Source organism: Arenibacter aquaticus (assembly GCF_003957295.1).
Lineage (GTDB): Bacteria > Bacteroidota > Bacteroidia > Flavobacteriales > Flavobacteriaceae > Arenibacter > Arenibacter aquaticus.
Window position 1 is genome coordinate 15020 of the sequence record NZ_RQPJ01000024.1, and the last position, 20110, is coordinate 35129.

General features: G+C 38.7%; 20 protein-coding genes. 13 read left to right on the forward strand and 7 right to left on the reverse strand.

Annotated features, from left to right (window positions below; genetic code table 11):
- Nucleotides 1–74: 74 nt before the first annotated feature.
- Nucleotides 75–2330 carry a transglycosylase domain-containing protein gene (locus EHW67_RS19965; RefSeq protein ID WP_126164178.1) on the reverse strand — a complete coding sequence of 752 codons (2256 nt, stop codon included), beginning with the start codon at nucleotides 2328–2330 and terminating at the stop codon, nucleotides 75–77.
- Between the two features lie 210 nt (nucleotides 2331–2540).
- Between EHW67_RS19965 and EHW67_RS19970 the strand changes: the two genes are divergently transcribed.
- Nucleotides 2541–3314 (forward strand): S1/P1 nuclease, encoded by a 774-nt coding sequence (locus tag EHW67_RS19970; RefSeq protein ID WP_126164179.1) that lies wholly within the window; start codon nucleotides 2541–2543, stop codon nucleotides 3312–3314.
- Between the two features lie 236 nt (nucleotides 3315–3550).
- Here the strand turns inward: EHW67_RS19970 and EHW67_RS19975 are convergent, their stop codons facing one another.
- Nucleotides 3551–4150, reverse strand: coding sequence for an alpha-ketoglutarate-dependent dioxygenase AlkB family protein (locus EHW67_RS19975; RefSeq protein ID WP_126164180.1), 600 nt, complete (start codon nucleotides 4148–4150; stop codon nucleotides 3551–3553).
- Nucleotides 4147–5019, reverse strand: a complete 873-nt coding sequence (locus tag EHW67_RS19980) for an AraC family transcriptional regulator (RefSeq protein ID WP_126164181.1) — start codon at nucleotides 5017–5019, stop codon at nucleotides 4147–4149. Before EHW67_RS19980 ends, EHW67_RS19975 begins: the two co-directional genes overlap by 4 nt.
- 223 nt (nucleotides 5020–5242) lie before the next feature.
- On the opposite strand from EHW67_RS19980, the gene EHW67_RS19985 reads away from it, so the two are divergent.
- Entirely contained in the window at nucleotides 5243–5830 is a 588-nt protein-coding gene (locus EHW67_RS19985) for a hypothetical protein (RefSeq protein WP_126164182.1), read from the forward strand.
- Nucleotides 5831–5898: 68 nt separating this feature from the next.
- On the opposite strand, the gene EHW67_RS19990 is transcribed toward EHW67_RS19985, so the two are convergent.
- The 3 genes from EHW67_RS19990 to htpG all read right to left on the reverse strand — a co-directional run bounded on the left by EHW67_RS19990 (nucleotide 5899) and on the right by htpG (nucleotide 9121).
- Nucleotides 5899–6543: an MOSC domain-containing protein gene (locus EHW67_RS19990; protein WP_126164183.1), complete on the reverse strand. Its 645-nt coding sequence runs from the start codon at nucleotides 6541–6543 to the stop codon at nucleotides 5899–5901.
- 253 nt (nucleotides 6544–6796) lie between these two features.
- The gene (locus EHW67_RS19995) at nucleotides 6797–7156 is read right to left on the reverse strand and encodes a DoxX family protein (protein WP_126164184.1); all 360 of its coding nucleotides are present in this window, start codon (nucleotides 7154–7156) and stop codon (nucleotides 6797–6799) included.
- Between the two features lie 78 nt (nucleotides 7157–7234).
- A complete protein-coding gene (gene htpG / locus EHW67_RS20000; RefSeq protein ID WP_126164185.1) occupies nucleotides 7235–9121 on the reverse strand; it encodes a molecular chaperone HtpG in 1887 nt (628 codons plus the stop codon).
- 273 nt (nucleotides 9122–9394) lie between these two features.
- Here htpG and EHW67_RS20005 point away from each other — a divergent pair, with 273 nt between their 5' ends.
- On the forward strand, nucleotides 9395–10405 hold the full coding sequence (locus EHW67_RS20005; RefSeq protein WP_126164186.1) for a 3-oxoacyl-ACP synthase III family protein: 1011 nt from the start codon (nucleotides 9395–9397) through the stop codon (nucleotides 10403–10405).
- 580 nt (nucleotides 10406–10985) lie between these two features.
- Here EHW67_RS20005 and EHW67_RS20010 read toward each other — a convergent pair.
- Nucleotides 10986–12488: a sodium:solute symporter gene (locus tag EHW67_RS20010; protein ID WP_126164187.1), complete on the reverse strand. Its 1503-nt coding sequence runs from the start codon at nucleotides 12486–12488 to the stop codon at nucleotides 10986–10988.
- Between the two features lie 147 nt (nucleotides 12489–12635).
- On the opposite strand from EHW67_RS20010, the gene recR reads away from it, so the two are divergent.
- The 10 genes from recR (at nucleotide 12636) to EHW67_RS20060 (ending at nucleotide 20036) form a co-directional block, all read left to right on the forward strand.
- Complete coding sequence (gene recR, locus EHW67_RS20015) at nucleotides 12636–13253, forward strand: recombination mediator RecR (RefSeq protein ID WP_126164188.1); 618 nt, start codon at nucleotides 12636–12638, stop codon at nucleotides 13251–13253.
- 98 nt (nucleotides 13254–13351) lie between these two features.
- On the forward strand, nucleotides 13352–14731 hold the full coding sequence (locus EHW67_RS20020; RefSeq protein WP_126164189.1) for a dihydrolipoamide acetyltransferase family protein: 1380 nt from the start codon (nucleotides 13352–13354) through the stop codon (nucleotides 14729–14731).
- Nucleotides 14732–14898: 167 nt separating this feature from the next.
- Complete coding sequence (locus EHW67_RS20025; RefSeq protein ID WP_126164190.1) at nucleotides 14899–16137, forward strand: DUF481 domain-containing protein; 1239 nt, start codon at nucleotides 14899–14901, stop codon at nucleotides 16135–16137.
- A gap of 153 nt (nucleotides 16138–16290) precedes the next feature.
- Entirely contained in the window at nucleotides 16291–17067 is a 777-nt protein-coding gene (locus tag EHW67_RS20030) for a 3'-5' exonuclease (RefSeq protein ID WP_126164191.1), read from the forward strand.
- 99 nt (nucleotides 17068–17166) lie between these two features.
- Complete coding sequence (locus EHW67_RS20035) at nucleotides 17167–17778, forward strand: fumarylacetoacetate hydrolase family protein (protein WP_126164192.1); 612 nt, start codon at nucleotides 17167–17169, stop codon at nucleotides 17776–17778.
- Nucleotides 17779–18117 (forward strand): Hpt domain-containing protein, encoded by a 339-nt coding sequence (locus tag EHW67_RS20040; protein WP_126164193.1) that lies wholly within the window; start codon nucleotides 17779–17781, stop codon nucleotides 18115–18117.
- Nucleotides 18117–19364 carry a competence/damage-inducible protein A gene (locus EHW67_RS20045; RefSeq protein ID WP_126164194.1) on the forward strand — a complete coding sequence of 416 codons (1248 nt, stop codon included), beginning with the start codon at nucleotides 18117–18119 and terminating at the stop codon, nucleotides 19362–19364. Before EHW67_RS20040 ends, EHW67_RS20045 begins: the two co-directional genes overlap by 1 nt.
- Before the next feature lie 72 nt (nucleotides 19365–19436).
- The gene (gene rpmB / locus EHW67_RS20050; protein ID WP_031444792.1) at nucleotides 19437–19673 is read left to right on the forward strand and encodes a 50S ribosomal protein L28; all 237 of its coding nucleotides are present in this window, start codon (nucleotides 19437–19439) and stop codon (nucleotides 19671–19673) included.
- A gap of 21 nt (nucleotides 19674–19694) precedes the next feature.
- The gene (gene rpmG, locus EHW67_RS20055) at nucleotides 19695–19877 is read left to right on the forward strand and encodes a 50S ribosomal protein L33 (protein WP_031444791.1); all 183 of its coding nucleotides are present in this window, start codon (nucleotides 19695–19697) and stop codon (nucleotides 19875–19877) included.
- 6 nt (nucleotides 19878–19883) lie between these two features.
- Nucleotides 19884–20036 carry a DUF4295 domain-containing protein gene (locus EHW67_RS20060; RefSeq protein WP_126164195.1) on the forward strand — a complete coding sequence of 51 codons (153 nt, stop codon included), beginning with the start codon at nucleotides 19884–19886 and terminating at the stop codon, nucleotides 20034–20036.
- Nucleotides 20037–20110: the final 74 nt, after the last annotated feature.

Genomic DNA, 20110 nt, shown 5'->3' on the forward strand with positions numbered 1-20110 from the left:
TAATGTTAAGTGGCAAATGAAAATAAATGCAGGACATAAAATGATTTCTATTGTGGGATTAAAATGTAAACTGACTAGGTTTTGTTTTTCCCAGTTCTAAAATCCCTAGTTTTCTTTTTGTTGGGATTCTTAAAAAGCCTCTTAAAAAAACCGTCCCTTTTAACGGGATCACAGTTTAACTTACTACGTACATTGGAACTGGGCGATTTAAACCTAGCTTGGGTAATATGGTTAAAGGATTTGTCTGCATTTAGCTTCTGCATCCAAATGCCAAATAGGGGCAGGGCTGCATTGGCGCCCTGGCCCAAACGGGTACTGTTAAAACCAATTTCATGGTTATCCAAGCCTACCCAACTTATGTTTAATAATTTGGGGGTTAAGGCTACAAACCAAGCATCTTTATTGTTTTGGGTGGTCCCGGTCTTTCCGGCGATATCATTTTTAAGGCCATAGGTAGAACGCAATCTGGCGGCCGTACCACTGTTCACAGTGGCTTTCATCAATTCTATCATGATAGCCGCATTTTCTTCGGAAAAAGCTCTTCTTGTAGCTTGTTTGGGTTTAAAGGTTACTAGGATAGAGTCTTTTTCATTGGTAATACTTTCTATTAAATAAGGAGTAACCGGTCTGCCGTTGTTTAAATAACTGGCATAGGCTCCTGCAAGTTCATTTATTCTTATTTCGGCCGTTCCCAAGGCCAGGGAGGGCAACTGTGGCATAGGTGAGCGAATGCCCATTTTTCGTGCCTGTTCAATTACGTTGGGTATACCTGTTTTTTCAAGGACCTTGACTGCTACGGTATTAACCGAATTGCTCAGGGCCTCTTCCATGGAATAATTAAGATAGGCCTCATTCTTTTTTCCAGAATTGCTAGGCGACCATCCCTCCATATTTTCATACTCCACTTCTTGCGCAGAAAAGTAGGTGCAGGGACTTATCCCATTTTCTAGGGCAGCCGTGTAGACAATTGGCTTAAAAGCAGAACCTAGTTGTCTTTGACTCTGGGAAATATGGTCATATTTAAAATATTTATAATTGATGCCTCCTATCCAGGTCTTAACCGCACCCGTATTAGGGTCAAGGGATAATGATCCTGTATTGAGAAATTTTAGGTAATGGATAAGACTGTCTATGGTACTGGCCGATTGTATTTTTTCCTGATCCCATCCCCCTAGTAAAATTTCTTTTTTTACACTCATGGAATCAATTGCCTGTTTTTTACTAAGTCCGGCACTGATCCATTTATTATAAGTAGAGGAATTTTGGATGGTTTTTTTAATCAGTTTTTTGTCCTTTATCCAAGGAGCCCTTGCACCATAGCTTTTTTCAAAATCGTTTTGCAGTTTTTTCATATGCTGCTTCATGGCTTCTTCTGCCAAAAGTTGCATTTTGCTGTCAAGAGTGGTATATATTTTTAGACCAGAGGTGTATAGATTGTATTCCTTCCCTTTTTTTCGTTCTTCTTTGACCCATGTTAATAATTGCTTTCTAACCTCTTCCCTAAAATAAGGGGCAACCCCTTCATTGTGATCGTAGGTCCTATAGTCTAGTTGTAATGGAATGGCAATAATACTATCTAGTTCTTGGCCAGTGAGATAGTTATTGGCTTTCATGGAATTCAGTACCAGATTACGTCTGTTGAAGCTTTTTTTTGGAAATATCCGAGGGTTGTAACTATAGGTTGCCTTTAGCATACCCACCAAGGTGGCACTTTCTTCCAGGCTTAATAGCTGCGCGGGTTTGTTAAAGAACTTTAGGGACGCACTTTCTATACCAAAGGTATTGTCACCAAAGGACACGGTATTAAGGTATAATGTTATTATTTCTTCTTTGGAATAGAGTTCCTCCAACCTGCTGGCTATGATCATTTCCTTTAGTTTGGAAATGGCCAGATGCAATTTTCCGGATTTTTCCCTAGGGTAAAGATTCTTTGCAAGTTGTTGGCTAATTGTACTGCCACCACCAGAGGACCTGTCCTGCATTAATATGGTTTTAAATGCAACTCTAAGCAAGCTCTTGTAATCTATTCCAGAATGATCATAAAACCGCTCGTCTTCAATGGCTACCAACGCTTCAATTAAGTTTTGGGGTATTTGTGTATATTCAATAGGCTGTCTGTCAAAAAGAAAATACTTTCCAATTAAAACACTATCCGCGGAATAAACCTCGGAAGCTCTTTGATATTTAAAATTACCAAGGGTTTCTTTAGTGGGAATTTTGCCCCAAGCCCCTAAATAGATACTTAGTATAAACAAAAGCAATAAGGCACCTACTACCGCAAGGACCTTTAGTCCCAACTTAAGATATTTATTCTTGATTTTTTTGGGCATGGATTTTAAATTTTTGTAGCTGCAATATTAAATTAATAAATTAAATAAGGACATACATTAACAATACCTTAAACCGCAATATGTTATTTTTGGCGATAGTTAATATAAGACTAAGATTTTACATGGATGTGTCCCATCACATAGGATGCTAACACAAAGAAGGTCTGTGAGTCATTGGAAATAGATTTGTAAAAACCATTAAATAAATAAATGAAAAAGTTAGTATTTCTTTGCTTGTTTTTTGTTCAAATGGCTCAAGGCAATGAGCTGGAATGGTCCCAAACAGGCCATAGGACAGTTGGGGAGGTTGCCCAACAGCATATAAAGACAAGGACCAAGAAGGCATTAAATAAGCTTTTACATGGGCAGAGTCTAGCTCTGATATCCACTTTCGCAGATGATATTAAGGCGGATAGGAAATATACAAACTTCGATCCTTGGCACTATGTAAATTATCCATCCGATAAAAAGTATACCGAGGTTACGCCTAGTAAGAATGGCGATGTGGTGAACGGGATAGAAAAATGTATTGAAATCATAAAGAACAGGAATAGCCTAAAAGAGGACAAAGTATTTTATTTGAAAATGCTGGTCCATCTTATTGGTGATCTGCATCAACCTATGCATGTGGGAAGGTTTGAAGATAAGGGAGGGAACGATATTCAATTGCAATGGTTTGGCAGGGGTACCAACCTGCATAAACTGTGGGATTCCAATATGATAAACCAGTACGGTATGAGCTACACAGAATTGGCCAATAATATGACAGTACTTACCAAAAAGCAAATTGAGTATATTCAAAAAGGAGATGTATATGATTGGGTGGAAGAATCCCAGGAGCTGGCCAATGAAATATATGACTCTGTAGAAGCTGGTGAAAAACTTGGATATGCGTATAGTTATAAATATTGGAGAACTGTAGCCCAACAACTACAAAAAGGAGGACTTAGGTTGGCTAAGGTTTTGGATGATCTTTTTTCGTAGGTCATTCTGTAAAGTTTGTATTGTTCTTTAAATCAGTGCGTTATGATGTTGTATTTTTGTCCATAATCGAAAAAAACATCGCTTTTGACCAATTTTTATATTATTTGGCAAAGAAATTGAGTTTATAATATTGAAGTTGGATGTGAGGAGACTAACGTAAATGCCTGGGATGTTAGGGGCAGTGTCCAACAGGGATCTTGAAGGCATAAAAAAATCGGTTTTCGTAACCGATTTTTTTATGCAATAACTCTATAGGTAATGTTAATGCGCTCTTTTATGGGTTTGGTAGTTTTGGGAATTTGATGGTGCCAAAAGTGTTGTGTTTCACCTTGCATTAGGAGTAAACTTCCATGTTCCAATAATAATTTGTATTTCAGTTCTTTTTTTTCTTTGTGTTTTAGATGAAAATAGCGCTCTTGTCCAAGTGTTATGGAGGCAATGCTAGGGTTATTTCCCAATTCCCTTTCGTCATCTGCATGCCAACCATTACTGTCTTGGCCGTTCCTGTATAAGTTTAGCAGACAACAGTTAAAGCGGATGCCGGTTTCATCTTCTAATTTATCCTTTAATTCCAACAATTCCGTAGAAAACCTGTTAGGGTACATGGTAATATTGGAATAGGAATAAGGCTTGTTGCTGTCCCCAAACAAAGCAGTTAGCCTAGGTTGGGGATAAGTTTTGCCAAATACAGTAATATAATCCTGTCTCCACTTCGTGGATTCCCGAAGTCTTTTAAAGTAATACGCTGCTTTGGCGCTCTCTAAAAAATTGGGATAATAAACAATGTCACTATTGGGGAGTTGCAGAACTGTTTTTTCGGCAAATAATTTGCTCATGATTGCAATACGCTTTTCAGCTGATTTCTATACTCAGAGGGGTTTTGTCCCGTAAAGGCCTTAAATGACTTATTGAAATGCGAAAAATTGTTAAATCCACTTTCAAAACAGACCTCTGTAATACTGATTGGTTTTTCTGCCAACAATTTGGAGGCATGTACCAGTCTACACTCATTTACAAACTGAACAAATGTTTTGTTGGTTATCTTCTTGAAATATCGACAAAAAGAGGGTACCGTCATACTTACCAAATGTGAGATTTCCTCCAAAGTGATTTCTTCCCTAAAGTTGGTCTTAACATAATTAAAGACAATATTGATTCGGTCATTATCCTTAACTTCTGTTTGTAACGAGAAGCCTTGAGCATTCAATACTTGGTACTCTTTGGAACTTCCCAGTTCATTTAAAATATTTAAAATGGACAACAAACGCTGAAAATCTGTTTGATATTCCATGATTTCTATTTTTTCACCAATCTTTTTCTTAGTGCTACCATTAAAGGCCACTCCTCCTTGTGCTATTTCAAAAAGATTCTGGATTTTTTTCATTTCCGGAATATTAAAAAAATCGTTGCCCAGGAAATCCTGTTTCATTTGCACAACGGTTTCATTCTTATTACCTGTTAGTAGGTCGGTAAATCCGCAATGTGGCAGATTGGAGCCAATTAAAATTAAATCGCCATCTGTATAATAGGAAACGTGGCTTCCTATTTGTCGCTTCCCAGAGCCTCCGTTTACATAGACCAGTTCAATTTCGGGGTGATAATGCCACACCCCATTCTTGTTGGGTCTATGTTCATCAAACTGCTGGTAAGTATAAGAATGCCCAAAATCGGGTTCTATAACTTCGAATGTAGGTTTAGGTATCATTACTAATGAATTCTAATTAGGGATTATAAAGATAATATAGCCATTTAATGCATTTGTGTGCAAATTTACCTTAAATATGTTGAAAATTACCGTGTTAACAATTGCTTAACATTAGCTGATGTTAATATAGAATAGAAACTGGAGAATTCTGGAGTAGTGGGGGAGGGTAAACCACTGTAGATTTGCCATATCAATGATTTATTAATATTAAATCCTAAATGTTATGAAAGCAATTTTAAAATTAACAGCAATCGCAGGTTTGTTACTAACTAGTACCGTAGCCATGGCGAACGATCCAGGAATGTACTTAACACCACTAAAAAAAGCCAAGAGCTTTATACTTAAGTTAGACAATCAGACAGCGTCTTCTACCTTGACCATGACTGATATGGAAGATCATCAGATATTTGTTGAGACTATTAAAGGTAAAGGAGAGTATTCTAAGAAATTTGATTTATCAAAATTGGAAGAAGGACTTTACTTTGTAAAAATGGAATCTTCTTTTAAGGTTGTAGAGTATACTCTTGATGTAACCGAATTTGATGTAGAGGTGGTTTCCAGTGAAGAGACAATAAAGCCATACTTTAGACAAGATGGAGGAATGCTTTATGTTAACTATCTTAACGAAAAGCTTAGTCCAATTGTGATAAAAGTCGTTGACGGTCAAAACAGAGTTATCTTCAACCAGGATTTGGGTAGTTCCTTTGTGGTTGGAAAGGCTTTTAACTTTAAAAAGGCACTTAAGGACAGCTATACTGTTACTATCAGCGAAGGAAGTAACACGTATATAAAAACATTCTCTGTTAACTAGTCGGTTAAAGTAATTCAGAGTTTAATTTAGAGTTATGTTTAATACAGAGGGGCCAATTGGCCCCTCTGTTATTTTTTGGATAAAGCGTACTTTAATAGTCGCTCTCTCTTGTATTCCGGTAAGGCCAGATTATCAATGGCTTTCTGAAGGGAGATGGGATCCTTTTCTTTGGCCAGTATGAGGTTAAAGCATTCCCTGATACTTAGCGTATTGGCCGACATTTCCTTTAACACCAGCGCATCTCCTTTTGTTGCCCAGCCTTCCTCTAAAATTCGCACATAGGTGCCAGGGTATCCATAATCTATAAATTGCTTTATTATTTTGGCATCCCCAAAACGAACCCCAAGCTTATAACAGGGCTCCCTTGGTTGGGAAACCTGGACCACAGCACTACCAATGGCATAGATATCCCCAATTCTAATTTGGGACTCATCCAGGCCCTGTACGGTAAGATTTTCTCCGAACATTCCCCAGTCCCAATCTAATTTTGGATATAGTTTTTTCCAGTAGGGGTAGTGCTCTGAGCTAAAAAGGTAACAAGCCTTATGTACTCCCCCATGGTGTTTACGGTCTATTACGGAATCATTTTGCACATCTGTCTTTCCTAAGAATAGCGGGTTGGGGGTAGGGTATTTATAAATTCCCGTCAACTCCTTTTTTCCGTTATGCAGAAAGCTGGTAGCTTTTCCTATATTGGTAGCGATAACCTTCATCTGTTTGTGTTTTCTATTTTTAAGGAGCCATTGCCTTTGCCAAGGGCAACCATTTGTGAAAAATATTTCTGTTTGTAAGGAGAAATACTTTGTTATACCACAGCATAAAGATAGCAAACAAAGGATAGATAATAAGGGGCAATGGTTAGTTTTAAACTGAGTAACCTAGCTTTCACTTATATCCAAGTTTTGGATAAGCATAGGTCCACCGCATAAAACAAAGGTGATAGGGGTAAAATAACCTTGGGGAGGTTTATAATCCCCAATAGGAATACACCCAGTACATAAGTAGAAACTGCAGGGGAATTCTAAGGACAAGTATCCATTTTGGCAATCCTGCGGCTTCCTTTTCTCCTTTTAACATATTAATATGGACCAAAAGAAAAACGGTTAGCATTAGAATTATGCCTACAATTGATACATTCTTGGTGTAAGGAAAACAAAGTCCTATTCCCAATAGGATCTCTGCCAAACCGCTAATAAGAACCAAAACTTTATGGTAAGGTAGGTAGCGCGGCATAATCCTCAAGTATGTTTTCGGAAAAACAAAATGCATCACTCCGGCAATTACGTAAATTGAACCTAATAGGTAAAGGTGCCAAGGGTATTCCATTTGGTAAAGGTATAAATAAAAAAAAGCTGAACTACACTAGGTAATTCAGCTTCTACTTATTTAGGATTCAAGACCGTTTTACTTCACCATTTCATAACTCCTTTTTATGAACTTGGTAAGTTCTTCACCTTTAAGCAAGCCTTTGGACAATCGAGCCAAATCCAAGGATTGGCTAATTAGTCGCTCTTTCTTTTTGGCCGTCTTGGTATTCAGGATCTCTGTTACCAATTCATGGTTGGTGTTAACCACTAAATTGTACATCTCGGGCATATTGCCCATCCCAAACATACCGCCACCACCTGTTTGCTGCATTTCCTTCATTCGGCGCATAAACTCGGGCTCGGTAATAATGAATGGGGAGGCGTTGCTGTCCATCGCTTCCAATTGTATGGTATAGCTCTTACTGTCTATAGTTTTTTCAATATCAGTTTTTAAGCTTTCTTTTTCTTCGTCCGAAAGTTTGGAGATCTGAGTGTCCTCTTTCTTGATCAGATTATCAAGGTGGTCAGCATCAACACGGGCAAAGGACAACTTTTCTTTGGAGGTTTCCAGTTTTTGCATTAGGTGAGATACTATTGGGGAATCTAGTAACAATACTTCATATCCTTTGGCTTTGGCCGCCTCAATATAACTGTGTTGTTCTTCCTTATTGGAAGCATATAGAACCACTAATTTGTCATCCTTGTCGGTTTGATTTGCTTTTATTTTCTCCTGTAATTCCTCAAAAGTGTAAAAGCTGCCGTCTACGGTAGGATACAGTGCAAATTTGTCGGCCTTTTCAAAGAATTTGTCTTCTGAAAGCATACCGTATTCAATAACGATTTTGATATCGTTCCATTTAGCCTCAAAATCTTCCCTATTGTTTTTGAAAAGGGAGCTTAGTTTGTCGGCAACCTTTCGCGTAATGTAGCTTGATATTTTCTTAACAGCTCCATCTGCCTGTAAATAGGAACGGGAAACGTTTAACGGAATGTCCGGTGAATCTATAACCCCTCTTAACATGGTTAAAAATTCTGGAACAATACCTTCTACATTGTCCGTTACAAAAACTTGATTTTGGTACAGTTGAATCCTATCTTTCTGGGCACTTAGATCGTTGGTCAGTTTTGGGAAATATAGGATTCCTGTTAAGTTAAAGGGGTAATCCACATTTAGATGTATGTGAAATAAAGGTTCCTCAAACTGCATTGGGTAAAGTTCCCTGTAAAACCCTTTGTAATCCTCTTCTTTTAGTTCTGTTGGCTGCTTGGTCCAAGCAGGAACAGGATTGTTTATGATATTGTCTACTTCCTGAGTAGGTGCCGGATCTTCTTCCTTTGCCCCTTCAGGTTTTGGAAGCGTTTCGGTCTTTGTCCCAAATTTGATGGGCACGGGCATAAATTTGTTATACTTGCTTAGGAGGTTCCCAATTTTGGCTTCTTCCAAAAATTCTGTGGAATCGTCAGCTATATGAAGGATGATTTCTGAACCTCTAGATTCCTTATCGGCCTTTTTAAGAGTAAAATTGGGAGAACCATCACAAATCCAGTGGGCTGCAGGTTCGTCCTTATAGCTTTTGGTTATGATCTCAACTTTTTCTGCTACCATAAAGGCAGAGTAGAACCCTAGACCAAAATGACCTATGATACCGGAATCTTTTGCCGAATCCTTGTATTTGTCAAGGAATTCTTCGGCTCCGGAAAAGGCAATTTCATTGATGTATTTCTGTACTTCCTCTTCGGTCATACCTACACCTTGGTCAATAATATGGATTTTCTTTCCTTCTTTGTCCACCTTTACCTCAATAATTGGATTGCCATATTCTACTTTGGCTTCTCCAATAGTAGTGAGGTGCTTTAGTTTTAAGGTAGCATCTGTTGCATTGGAGATTAGCTCCCTTAAAAAGATCTCATGATCGCTGTATAGGAATTTTTTTATTAGCGGAAATATGTTCTCTACGGAAACATTAATCTTGCCTGTGGCCATACTTCTAATATTTTTAAGTTTTACAATTTACCATAGTCAAAAAAAATACCATTGTTTGGGAATGTGACAAACTGACATTATTTAGTGTAAGGGTATCGGAGTCATAATGTCATCCTGTAAATTAATGGTTTGGCCTAGGTTTTGGCAATTTATATGGATTTTTATCCGTTTATTTTTGTGTATCTTGGGTAAAAGTTTAATTATTTCTCATACATTAGATTTCAAAGAAAACCTATTGGGGATGATTCTCCGCTAATCAAAATGAAGCAGAAAATGTTTAATTCAAAAATATCAGGTCTCGGGTATTACGTTCCCGAAAATGTTGTTACCAATGACGATCTATCAAAAATAATGGATACCAATGACGCATGGATACAGGAGCGTACCGGTATAAAAGAGAGAAGACATGTGGTGCAAGGAGATGGGGATACCACAACTACCATGGGGGTAAAGGCTGCTAAAATTGCTATAGAACGCTCAGGGATTGATAAAGATGACGTCGACTTTATAATCTTTGCAACCTTGAGTCCGGATTATTATTTTCCTGGCCCCGGTGTTTTGGTACAACGGGATCTAGGAATAAAAACTGTAGGGGCCCTGGATGTTAGGAACCAGTGCTCGGGATTTGTTTATGCCCTTTCTGTAGCCGATCAATATGTAAAGACCGGAATGTATAAAAATGTCCTGGTAATAGGATCCGAACTGCATTCCCATGGTTTGGATATGACAACTAGGGGCAGGGGGGTATCCGTGATATTTGGTGATGGTGCCGGAGCAGCCATCGTATGCCGGGAAGAGAGTTCGGACAAGGGAATACTTTCCACTCATTTGCATTCCGAAGGGGAGCATGCCGAGGAATTGGCTCTAATAGCCCCGGGAATGGGCAAGCGCTGGGTAACCGATATTTTGAAAGACAATGATCCAGAGGATGCTTCTTATCTGCCCCATATGAATGGACAATTTGTCTTTAAGAATGCCGTAGTACGCTTTAGTGAAGTGATTATAGAAGGATTAAAGGCCAATAATTTAGAGGCAAAGGATATAGATATGCTGGTACCCCACCAAGCCAATTTGAGGATATCCCAGTTTATACAAAAAAAGTTTGGTCTAGGCGATGATCAAGTATTTAACAATATAATGAATTATGGTAATACTACTGCTGCTTCCATACCTATTGCATTGACAGAAGCTTGGGAGCAAGGTAAGATCAAATCTGGTGATTTGGTGGTTTTGGCAGCCTTTGGCAGTGGCTTTACTTGGGGAAGTGTTATAATTAGATGGTAAGGGATTAGATGTACTTAAAAAACAAAACCCGGAACAAATGTTCCGGGTTTCTTTCATTGATAAACTATACTAAACACTAACCATTAACTATAAATATATAGCGCTATCAATGACCAATTTCTTGTATCAACTGTATAGATGATATGGTATAATTGTACATACAAAGAACCCTAGTTGGGACCTTTATGTGTAGGTAACCAAAATAAATTTTAAAACATTGATGTAATGCGGCTATAGGACTGGGGGAACTATGCCTGACACAAATAAAAGGTTTATTCTTAAATAATCAAAATATACGAGTCTTTAGTTTCTGTTAATTAACTTAATATTCACTGTGTTTGTGCACGGTTATAGAGGTTATGAAGATTGATTTTCTGTTCTAATTAGGTCTATATAATATAAAAAAATAATTTAACGTACTAATAATCAACACTTTGGTTTTATGTTTTAAATTTATTGCTATTTACTAATGCTAGTTGTTCAGAAGTGTGGGATCTATTTTAGACCCTGTTTTTAGCTGGGTAATAGTTCTTGGATAAAAGGGCATTTCTATCGATAAAAGGTGTTTAAGGCTGCGCGCTTAAGACTTCATAATTTTACTGGCCATGGTTTGTTGCTTGTCTTTAGGTCTTGTTCTTATAAGCCAAAGTCCAAAGAAGGTTATAATCCCATTTATGGGGAGCAACTCATAGCCCACTTGGTATCCACCTAAGTGCTCTGTTGGAATATTGGCTATAAGTAGGGTCAAGGCCACCGAGGATAATGCTGTTATCCATGAATAATGGTCTTTTATCTTGTGTTGGGTGAAGATGCCAAAGGTGAAAAGCCCTAACAGAGGGCCATAGGTGTAGGTGGCTACCGTAAGGAGTCCGTCTATTACATTTTTGTCCAGTACATGCTTAAAGCCCACAACAACTGTGATGAGTAAAAGGCCCATTCCCAAGTGTGTTTTCTTGCGAACCGACTTACGGGTTCTCTCTGGTTTTTTATTAATATTTAAAAAGTCTAGGCAAAAGGATGTGGTTAAGGAAGTTAGTGAGCTGTCTGCACTACTATATGCCGCAGCAATGAGTCCCAGTACAAAAGTTATGGCTACTGTGGTCTCCAGGCCACTATTGATAGCAATTTCTGGAAAAAGAAGATCGGCCTTGGCGGTGCCGTCTATTGTCGGGAGGCTTATGTTGGCCTTTTTGGCATATATGAAAAGCAGAGCTCCTAAAAGTAAAAAAAAGAAGTTTACCAGAATAAGGACCAAACTAAAGGTAATCATATTCTTTTGTGCTTCCTTAAGATTTCTACAGCTGAGGTTTTTTTGCATCATTTCTTGATCAAGGCCGGTCATACAGATGGTGATGAACATGCCTCCAATAAAGGATTTTAGGAAGTGCGACTTGCTGTAGAAATTGTCTGTAAACAACACTTTATTGTATGTGGTTAATTCTTCGGATTTTAAAAATTCAGTAAAGCTCCATCCTAGTTCCCTGTTGATGTAATAAATAGACAATCCAACGGCGAGTAGCATAAAAAAGGTTTGTAAGGTATCTGTCCAAACAATGGTCTTTATACCCCCCTTGTTGGTGTATATCCAGATTAGGAGTATAGATAGACAGACCGTAATTTCAAAGGGTACATTCCAGGCGTCAAATACAAATTGTTGTAAAACTATGGTCACTAGAAATAATCTAAAGGAAGCTCCCAATACCCGAGAGATAAAAAAGAAAAAAGCTCCTGTTCTGTAGCTAACCTTTCCAAATCTATTTTCTAAGTATTCATATATAGAAGTAAGGTTCATGGAGTAGTATATGGGTAGTAAGATATAGGCTATAACGAGGTAACCTGCGAAATACCCCAGTACTACCTGCAAATAGCTAAATTGGGACCCGCCCACCCACCCCGGAACAGAAATAAAGGTTACGCCGGACAAAGAGGCCCCTATCATACCAAAGGCTACCAGATACCAGGGAGATTGCCTTCCTGCCCTGAAAAAGTCGGCGTTGGAATCATTTTTTCCCGTATAATGGGAAATAAACAATAGCATTAAAAAATAGCAGAGGATTAGGATTACTATTAATGTCGGGGTCATTCTTATAAATTAGTCCGGAAAAGTACAAAAATCCCTAATCAATATAGTGATGCAAGGGCATTGGGCGGGAAGCTGGGCCTAGATGATTGCTAATTAACTTTAACATTGAATCGCTATATAACGGTATAAAATTGTAATTTTGTGGATATGGAATTTTCTTCAAAATTATTGGAAAATGCGGTTTATGAGATGTCGCAGCTACCGGGTATTGGCAAACGCACGGCCTTGCGGTTGGTGTTGCATCTCCTAAAACAACCAAAGGAGCAGACTTCAAGGTTGGCCGACGCTCTCGTGGGACTAAAAAACAAAGTCAAATTTTGTAAGAGTTGTCATAATATTTCCGATACCGAACTCTGCGAGATATGTTCAAACCCTAGGAGGGATGAAAGTATTGTATGCGTGGTAGAAGACATAAGGGATGTAATGGCCATAGAAAACACCTCTCAGTTCAAAGGGTTGTACCATGTGCTTGGTGGAAAAATTTCACCTATGGAAGGGGTTGGCCCACAAGATTTAACTATAAAGCCTTTGGTAGACAAGGCTAAGGAGGGAAAAATAAAAGAACTTGTTTTTGCGTTAAGTTCTACCATGGAAGGGGATACTACAAATTTCTATATTTACAAGCAATTGGAGGATTTGGATATAAAAACATCTACCATTGCCAGGGGGATTGCCGTTGGGGACGAATTGGAGTATGCCGATGAGGTTACCTTGGGAAGAAGTATTCTTAATAGGATACCTTTTGAGAATTCATTAAAAGCGTAAATTGCATTGCTGTAAATAATGAATAAAAACCAAAAATATGGATATTTATTTGTTATTTTTGCAAAATATTAATCATAATAAGTGTTTTAAGTGTAGATATGTCAAAATTTGAATTAAAATTACCCCAGATGGGCGAGAGTGTTGCTGAGGCTACACTTACCTCCTGGCTTAAGGAAGTTGGTGATACCATTGAGATGGATGAGGCTGTTTTTGAAATTGCCACTGATAAGGTAGATTCTGAGGTGCCCAGTGAGGTTGATGGTGTTTTGGTGGAAAAATTATTCAATATAGATGATGTTGTCAAGGTAGGTGAGACGGTTGCTATTATAGAGGTCAATGGAGCGGATGTAGCCCAGGACAGCATTGTGCAGGCCAATGTAGCTTCTGCTTCTGATGTTCCCGCACAAGAGGCGGCCCAGGAATTGGAGGTGGCGGTAAAGGAGGTGAAGGATGCTGTTGCTGCTCCCGTATCGGATTACAGTGGTACGGATAGGTTTTATTCGCCCTTGGTAAAAAATATAGCCAAACAGGAGGGGATTTCCGTGGCTGAGCTCGATACTATTACGGGCACTGGAAGTGAAGGAAGGGTAACAAAGAATGATATTCTGGATTATATTGCCAATGGCAAGAGCGGTGGCGCTATGTCTATTTCCGAAAAAGTGGAAATGCCCAAAGAGTCGCCCATAGCCAAAATTGGTGGAGACGATGGTATAGTTGGTAATAAGCAGGAAGAAGAAAAGGTAGGGGAAGTGCAGCAACGCCCCAGTAATGGTGATGAGCACATTCCATTGACCCGTATGGGAAAATTAATAGCCCACCACATGAATGCCAGTCTGGCTACTTCTGCCCATGTGCAGAGCTTTATAGAGGTAGATGTGACCAATGTGGTGAATTGGAGAAAAAAGGTGAAGGATGCCTTTGAAAAAAGGGAAGGGGAGAAGCTTACCTTTACGCCTATCTTTATGGAAGCGGTAGCTGTTGCCTTAAAGAAATACCCAATGATAAATATATCACTGGAAGGGGATACGGTTATAAAGAAAAAGAATATAAATATAGGGATGGCAGCAGCATTGCCCGATGGGAACTTAATTGTTCCGGTGATTAAAAATGCCGATCAATTGAATCTGGTAGGAATGGCCAAGGCTGTGAACGATTTGGCCAAAAGATCTAGAAGCAATTCCCTAAAACCAGATGAGGTTAAGGATGGTACCTATACGGTGACCAATGTAGGTACCTTCGGGAGTGTATTTGGGACCCCGATTATAAATCAGCCTCAAGTGGGGATACTGGCCTTAGGGGCTATTCGCAAGCAGCCTTCTGTTATAGAGACCAATGAGGGCGATTTTATCGCTATAAGAAGCAAAATGTACCTGTCGCACAGCTATGATCACAGAGTGGTCAACGGAGCTTTGGGGGGAATGTTTGTAAAGGCCGTGGCAGATTATTTGGAAGCTTGGGACATTAATAGGGAGGTATAGCACCTGGTAGGTCACTGACTTTGTTTAAGTTTTCTATACATGTAAAGCCCTTTGTATTGTGTTTTATAAACACAATACAAAGGGTTTTGGTTATATAGTGGGTGTGCTTTCGGGATTGTTATAATCATCCTTTATATTTGGTTTAAATAACCAAAAACCAAAATGTAATGAAACATCCGAAAAGGATGGTGGGAACAATAAGACTTGTAGTTTTATTGTTGTTTCCATTGTCGTTGTTGGCTCAGAATGAACCCCTTAAATTGTTTACGAGCTGTAATTGTGATAAAAATTATATTCGGCAAGAGCTTAATTTTACCAGCCATGTGCGCGATAAGGCCTTGGCCAATGTAACCTTGTTTGTTTATGATATTATTAATGGGAGTGGAGGCCGTACCTATAACTTGGAATTTGAGGGTTATGGGCAATATGAGGGAATTTCAAAGAAGCTCAGTTATGAATCAAGGGCGGGCATGACCTCGGATGATGTTAGAAAGGGATTGCTTAACCGTATAAAAACAGGTTTACTGAGTTATGTGTTGCAATCCGATCTGGCGGACAAAGTGGTGTACTCCATTTCCAATCAGGGGCTAGCCGAGCAGTTGGATATTGATTTTGATGACCCTTGGAACAATTGGATTTTTGAGCTTAGGGGGTCTTTGGCTTTGGATAAGGAATCCAGTAGAAATGAGTTTGAATATGAATTGGGTTTTGAAAGTGATCGGGTTACTGAGAAATGGCGTATACGTACCGATGTTCAGGTAAATAAGTTTACTAGTAATTTTGAGAACAACGGAGAAAAATTTAGTAGTAGTAAAGAAAAGTACCTGGGTAATGGAAGCGTTGTTCATAGCTTGTCCGACCATTGGTCTGCAGGTATTTTTGGGGGAGCAAGATTTGATACCTATTCCAATATAGACCTTAGAGTGGATCTTAGGCCGGCAATTGAGTACAATATATTTCCTTACAGGGAAGTGCTAAGGCGCGAAATTGTTTTTGCATATAAGATAGGGTATTTATATAATGACTACATAGAGACTACGATATATGGGAAGGACAAAGAGTCTATATTTAATCATTCCCTTAATGTGCAGGTCAGATTTAGACAGCCATGGGGCAATGTATCTTCGGTTCTTTCCGCATCTAGTTTTTTGAACGATTGGCGTAAAAACCGAATGCGGATGAACAGTTGGTTGTCCGTTAGGGTATTAAAAGGGCTGGCAGTAAGGTTTTCAGGGGATGTAAAATTTATAAAAGATCAGATAAACCTACCGGCCGGTTCCGCATCTTTGGAGGATGTTCTCTTGCAACAAAAACAGATAGCCACAAATTATGAGATGGGCTTTGGTGTTGGATTGAGTTATACATTCGGGTCGGCTTTTAACAATATAATCAATACCAGATTGTAGTGGTGAAAAGTTTTGCAGGTTGGTGTGGTATTAAGAGATGGTGGGGGTGGTGCTCTTTCTAGGGGAAATGCTATTGCTAGTGAAGAATATAGTATGTTATTATTTTCTCTTTACCTTCCGTATATCCTATATTTGCACAAAACAACCTACAATATGCAGCTAAAGCTTACAAGACCGATATGTTTTTTTGACTTGGAAACTACGGGCACCAATGTGGCCAAGGATAGGATAGTTGAAATAGCTATTTTAAAAGTATATCCCAACGGAAACAAGGAGAGTAAAACGTGGTTGGTGAATCCTGAAATGCAAATTCCCGAGGAAGTGGTGGCCATTCATGGAATTTCCAATGAGAAAGTGGCCAATGAACCAACCTTTAAGCAACTTTCCAGAGAGATATATAACATGATAAAGGACAGTGATTTGGGTGGTTATAATTCGGATCGTTTTGATATTCCACTTCTGGCAGAGGAAATGCTTCGTGCAGAAATCGATTTTGATATGAAAAATACGGTATCTGTAGATGTGCAGACTATTTTTCATAAAATGGAAAAAAGGACATTGGAGGCTGCCTATAAGTTTTATTGTGACAAGAACCTTGTGGACGCCCACAGTGCGGAGGCAGATACTATTGCCACTTATGAGGTGCTTTTGTCCCAATTGGACCGCTATCCGGAATTGGAGAATAATGTAAAGAAGCTATCCGAATTCACAACAAGAAAACAGTCGGTAGATTTTGCTGGTTTTATTGGCTTGAATAAAGACGGGGAGGAGATTTTTTCTTTTGGAAAGCACAAGGGGAAAAAAGTCCATGATGTCTTGGAGAAGGAACCTGGTTACTTTGGTTGGATATTGAACGCTGATTTCCCTCTTTATACAAAAAAGGTCCTCACTCAAATTAAATTAAGCAAATTGAACAATAAGTTGGGTTAGGTCAAGCAAAATAAAAATATACTTTAATTATAAGGTTGAGGGTGTGGTGAGAGGGTTTTGATATTAGCAATTTCCCGGCCCCATAAGAGTTATTGAATCATGAAGATAGTTTGTGTAGGACGTAATTATGCGGAACATATAAAGGAATTGGACAATGAAAGGCCTTTGGATCCAGTGTTGTTTATTAAGCCAGATTCTGCGGTACTGCCCAAGGAACAGGATTTTTACTTGCCAGAGTTTTCCTCTGAGGTGCACTATGAAGTGGAAGTGTTGGTGAAAATTAAAAAAGTTGGCAAATATATAGATGAGAAATTTGCTCATACCTATTATGATGAAATTGGTCTCGGTATAGATTTTACTGCAAGGGACTTACAATCCAAATTAAAGGAAAAGGGCTTGCCTTGGGAAAAGGCAAAAGGTTTTGATGGCTCGGCGGTAATTGGAAAATGGTTGCCGAAAACCAAATTTAAGGACTTAAATAATATAAACTTTAATCTAAAGAAGAACGATAGCTTGGTTCAACAAGGAAATACCGGTTTAATGCTTTGGGGTATAGATGAGATCATATCCTATGTTTCAAGGTTTTTTACTCTAAAAAAAGGTGATGTTATTTTTACGGGTACACCTGCGGGGGTTGGTAAAATTAACGCAAATGACTATCTTTCCGGTACTTTGGAGAATGAACAAATGTTCTCGCTAAAAATTAAATAGATGATCTATAATCTTGACAAGATAAATGAGATGGCGGATGGCGATGAGGAATTCATTAAATCTGTCGTAGCGGTCTTTTTGGAAGAGGTACCGCAAGACTTGGAGGAGCTGGAGAGGGCATTGGAAGTTAAGAATTACGAAAGTGTATATAAGTTGGCGCATAAGATAAAGCCCAATGTGGATTTGTTGGGTATGGAACAAACCAGGGCCGTTGCCCTCCAAATTGAGACCTTGGGCAAAAAGGAGGAGAATAAGGAGGAGATACACCGTTTGGTGCCCTTGTTAAAAAAAGATGTGCATCAGGTGGTTTCTGAACTGAAAAATGACTTTAAGATTTAATGTTTGCCGAAATTATAACCATTGGTGATGAAATCCTCATTGGCCAAATAATTGATACCAATTCTGCTTTTATTGCGCAGGAACTTAATAAAATAGGGGTTTCTGTATATCAAATCACCTCTGTTCAAGATGAGAGACTTCATATAAAAGAGGCGCTTAGGGAGGCGGAGGCGAGAGCCGATGTCATAATCATGACCGGAGGTTTAGGGCCAACTAAAGATGATATCACCAAACATACCCTTTGTGAGTACTTTAATGATACCCTTGTGGAAAGTAAGGAGGTGTTGACTCATGTAGAGGGTATTTTTAAGAAGCATCTAGGGGTTCCTTTACTGCAGGTAAATAAAAACCAGGCCTTGGTACTATCCAAGGCAGAGGTTCTTCACAACGAGTTTGGTACTGCGCCCGGAATGTGGGTTAAAAGAGAGGGAAAAGTATTTATTTCTCTGCCAGGGGTGCCCTTTGAGATGAAAAACTTGATTGGCAAAACGGTAATTCCTAGAATTATAAATGAATTTAAACGTCCCTATATAGTTCATAAGACTATTATTACCTATGGTATTGGGGAAAGTGCCCTTGCGGATAAATTATCTTCTATAGAAGACAATCTTCCTGCCGCAGTGAAATTGGCTTATCTTCCTAGTTTGGGATCTGTTAGGTTGCGGCTTACCGGAAAGGGTAGTAGTAGTGAGGAGGTAAATGCCTTGGTCAATGCCGAGGCGGTAAAAATTAGGAAGGCGCTGGGAGATCTTATTTATGGAGATGAAGGCGATGAGCCAGTTGAGGTGGTAATAGCCAAATTACTTACCAAAAAAGGGTATACCTTGGGAACGGCCGAAAGCTGTACTGGGGGTAGGATTGCTCAGCAGATTACCAAAATACCCGGTGCATCGGCTTATTTTAAGGGTAGTGTGGTTAGTTATGCCACACAGACCAAAATAGATGTACTAAATGTTTCCCCGGAGACCATAGATAGGTTTTCTGTAGTAAGTGCAGAGGTGGCTGTTGAGATGGCCACTAACTTAAAGAACCTGTTGAAAACGGATTTTGCCATAGCCACAACTGGCAACGCAGGGCCCACAAAAGGTGACTCAGATGCAGAGGTTGGAACGGTGTTTATTGCCGTAGTATCACCAAATGCCACTGTTGTGGAAAGGTTTCTTATGGGGAGTCAGCGTGAGAGGATTGTGCAAAAGGCTGTAAATAAGGCGTTTGAAATGCTTCAAAAAGAAATTTTAAAATTCTGACAAAGAATTTTGCCGGTGACATAAAATTAATTTAAATTTGCACCCTGTTTATAACAAAATAAAAGTAGAGAGATGTCAAAAGTTTGTGATGTTACTGGAAAGAGAGCCATGTTTGGGAACAATGTTTCCTTCTCGATTAATAAAACCAGAAGAAGATTTGATGTAAATCTTTCTAAAAAGCGTTTCTATATTCCAGAAGAAGACCGTTGGGTAACCTTAAAGGTATCCGCTAAGGCTTTAAAGAGTATAAATAAAAAAGGAATCTCCGTTGTTTTGAAAGAAGCAAAGGAAAAAGGATTGATTAAGTAATCCTGAAATACTAAGATAATAATGGCAAAGAAAGGTAACAGAATTCAGGTTATTTTGGAATGTACGGAGCATAAGGAATCTGGCATGCCAGGTACTTCTAGGTACATAACCACAAAAAACAAAAAGAACACTCCAGATAGGATGGAAATTAAGAAGTTTAATCCTATCTTGAAGAGAATGACAGTTCATAAAGAAATTAAATAATAGGTCATGGCAAAGAAAACGGTAGCGAGTTTACAAACAAGTTCAAAGAGATTGACAAAGGCCATTAAGATGGTTAAGTCACCTAAAACCGGAGCATATACATTTATGGAGTCTGTAATGAGCCCAGAAATGGTCAAAGACTGGTTGAATAAAAAATAATAACCTAAATATATTGGTTATAAAGCTGCTTTCTTTTGAGAGTGGCTTTTTTATTTTTATATCTTTGATAAAAA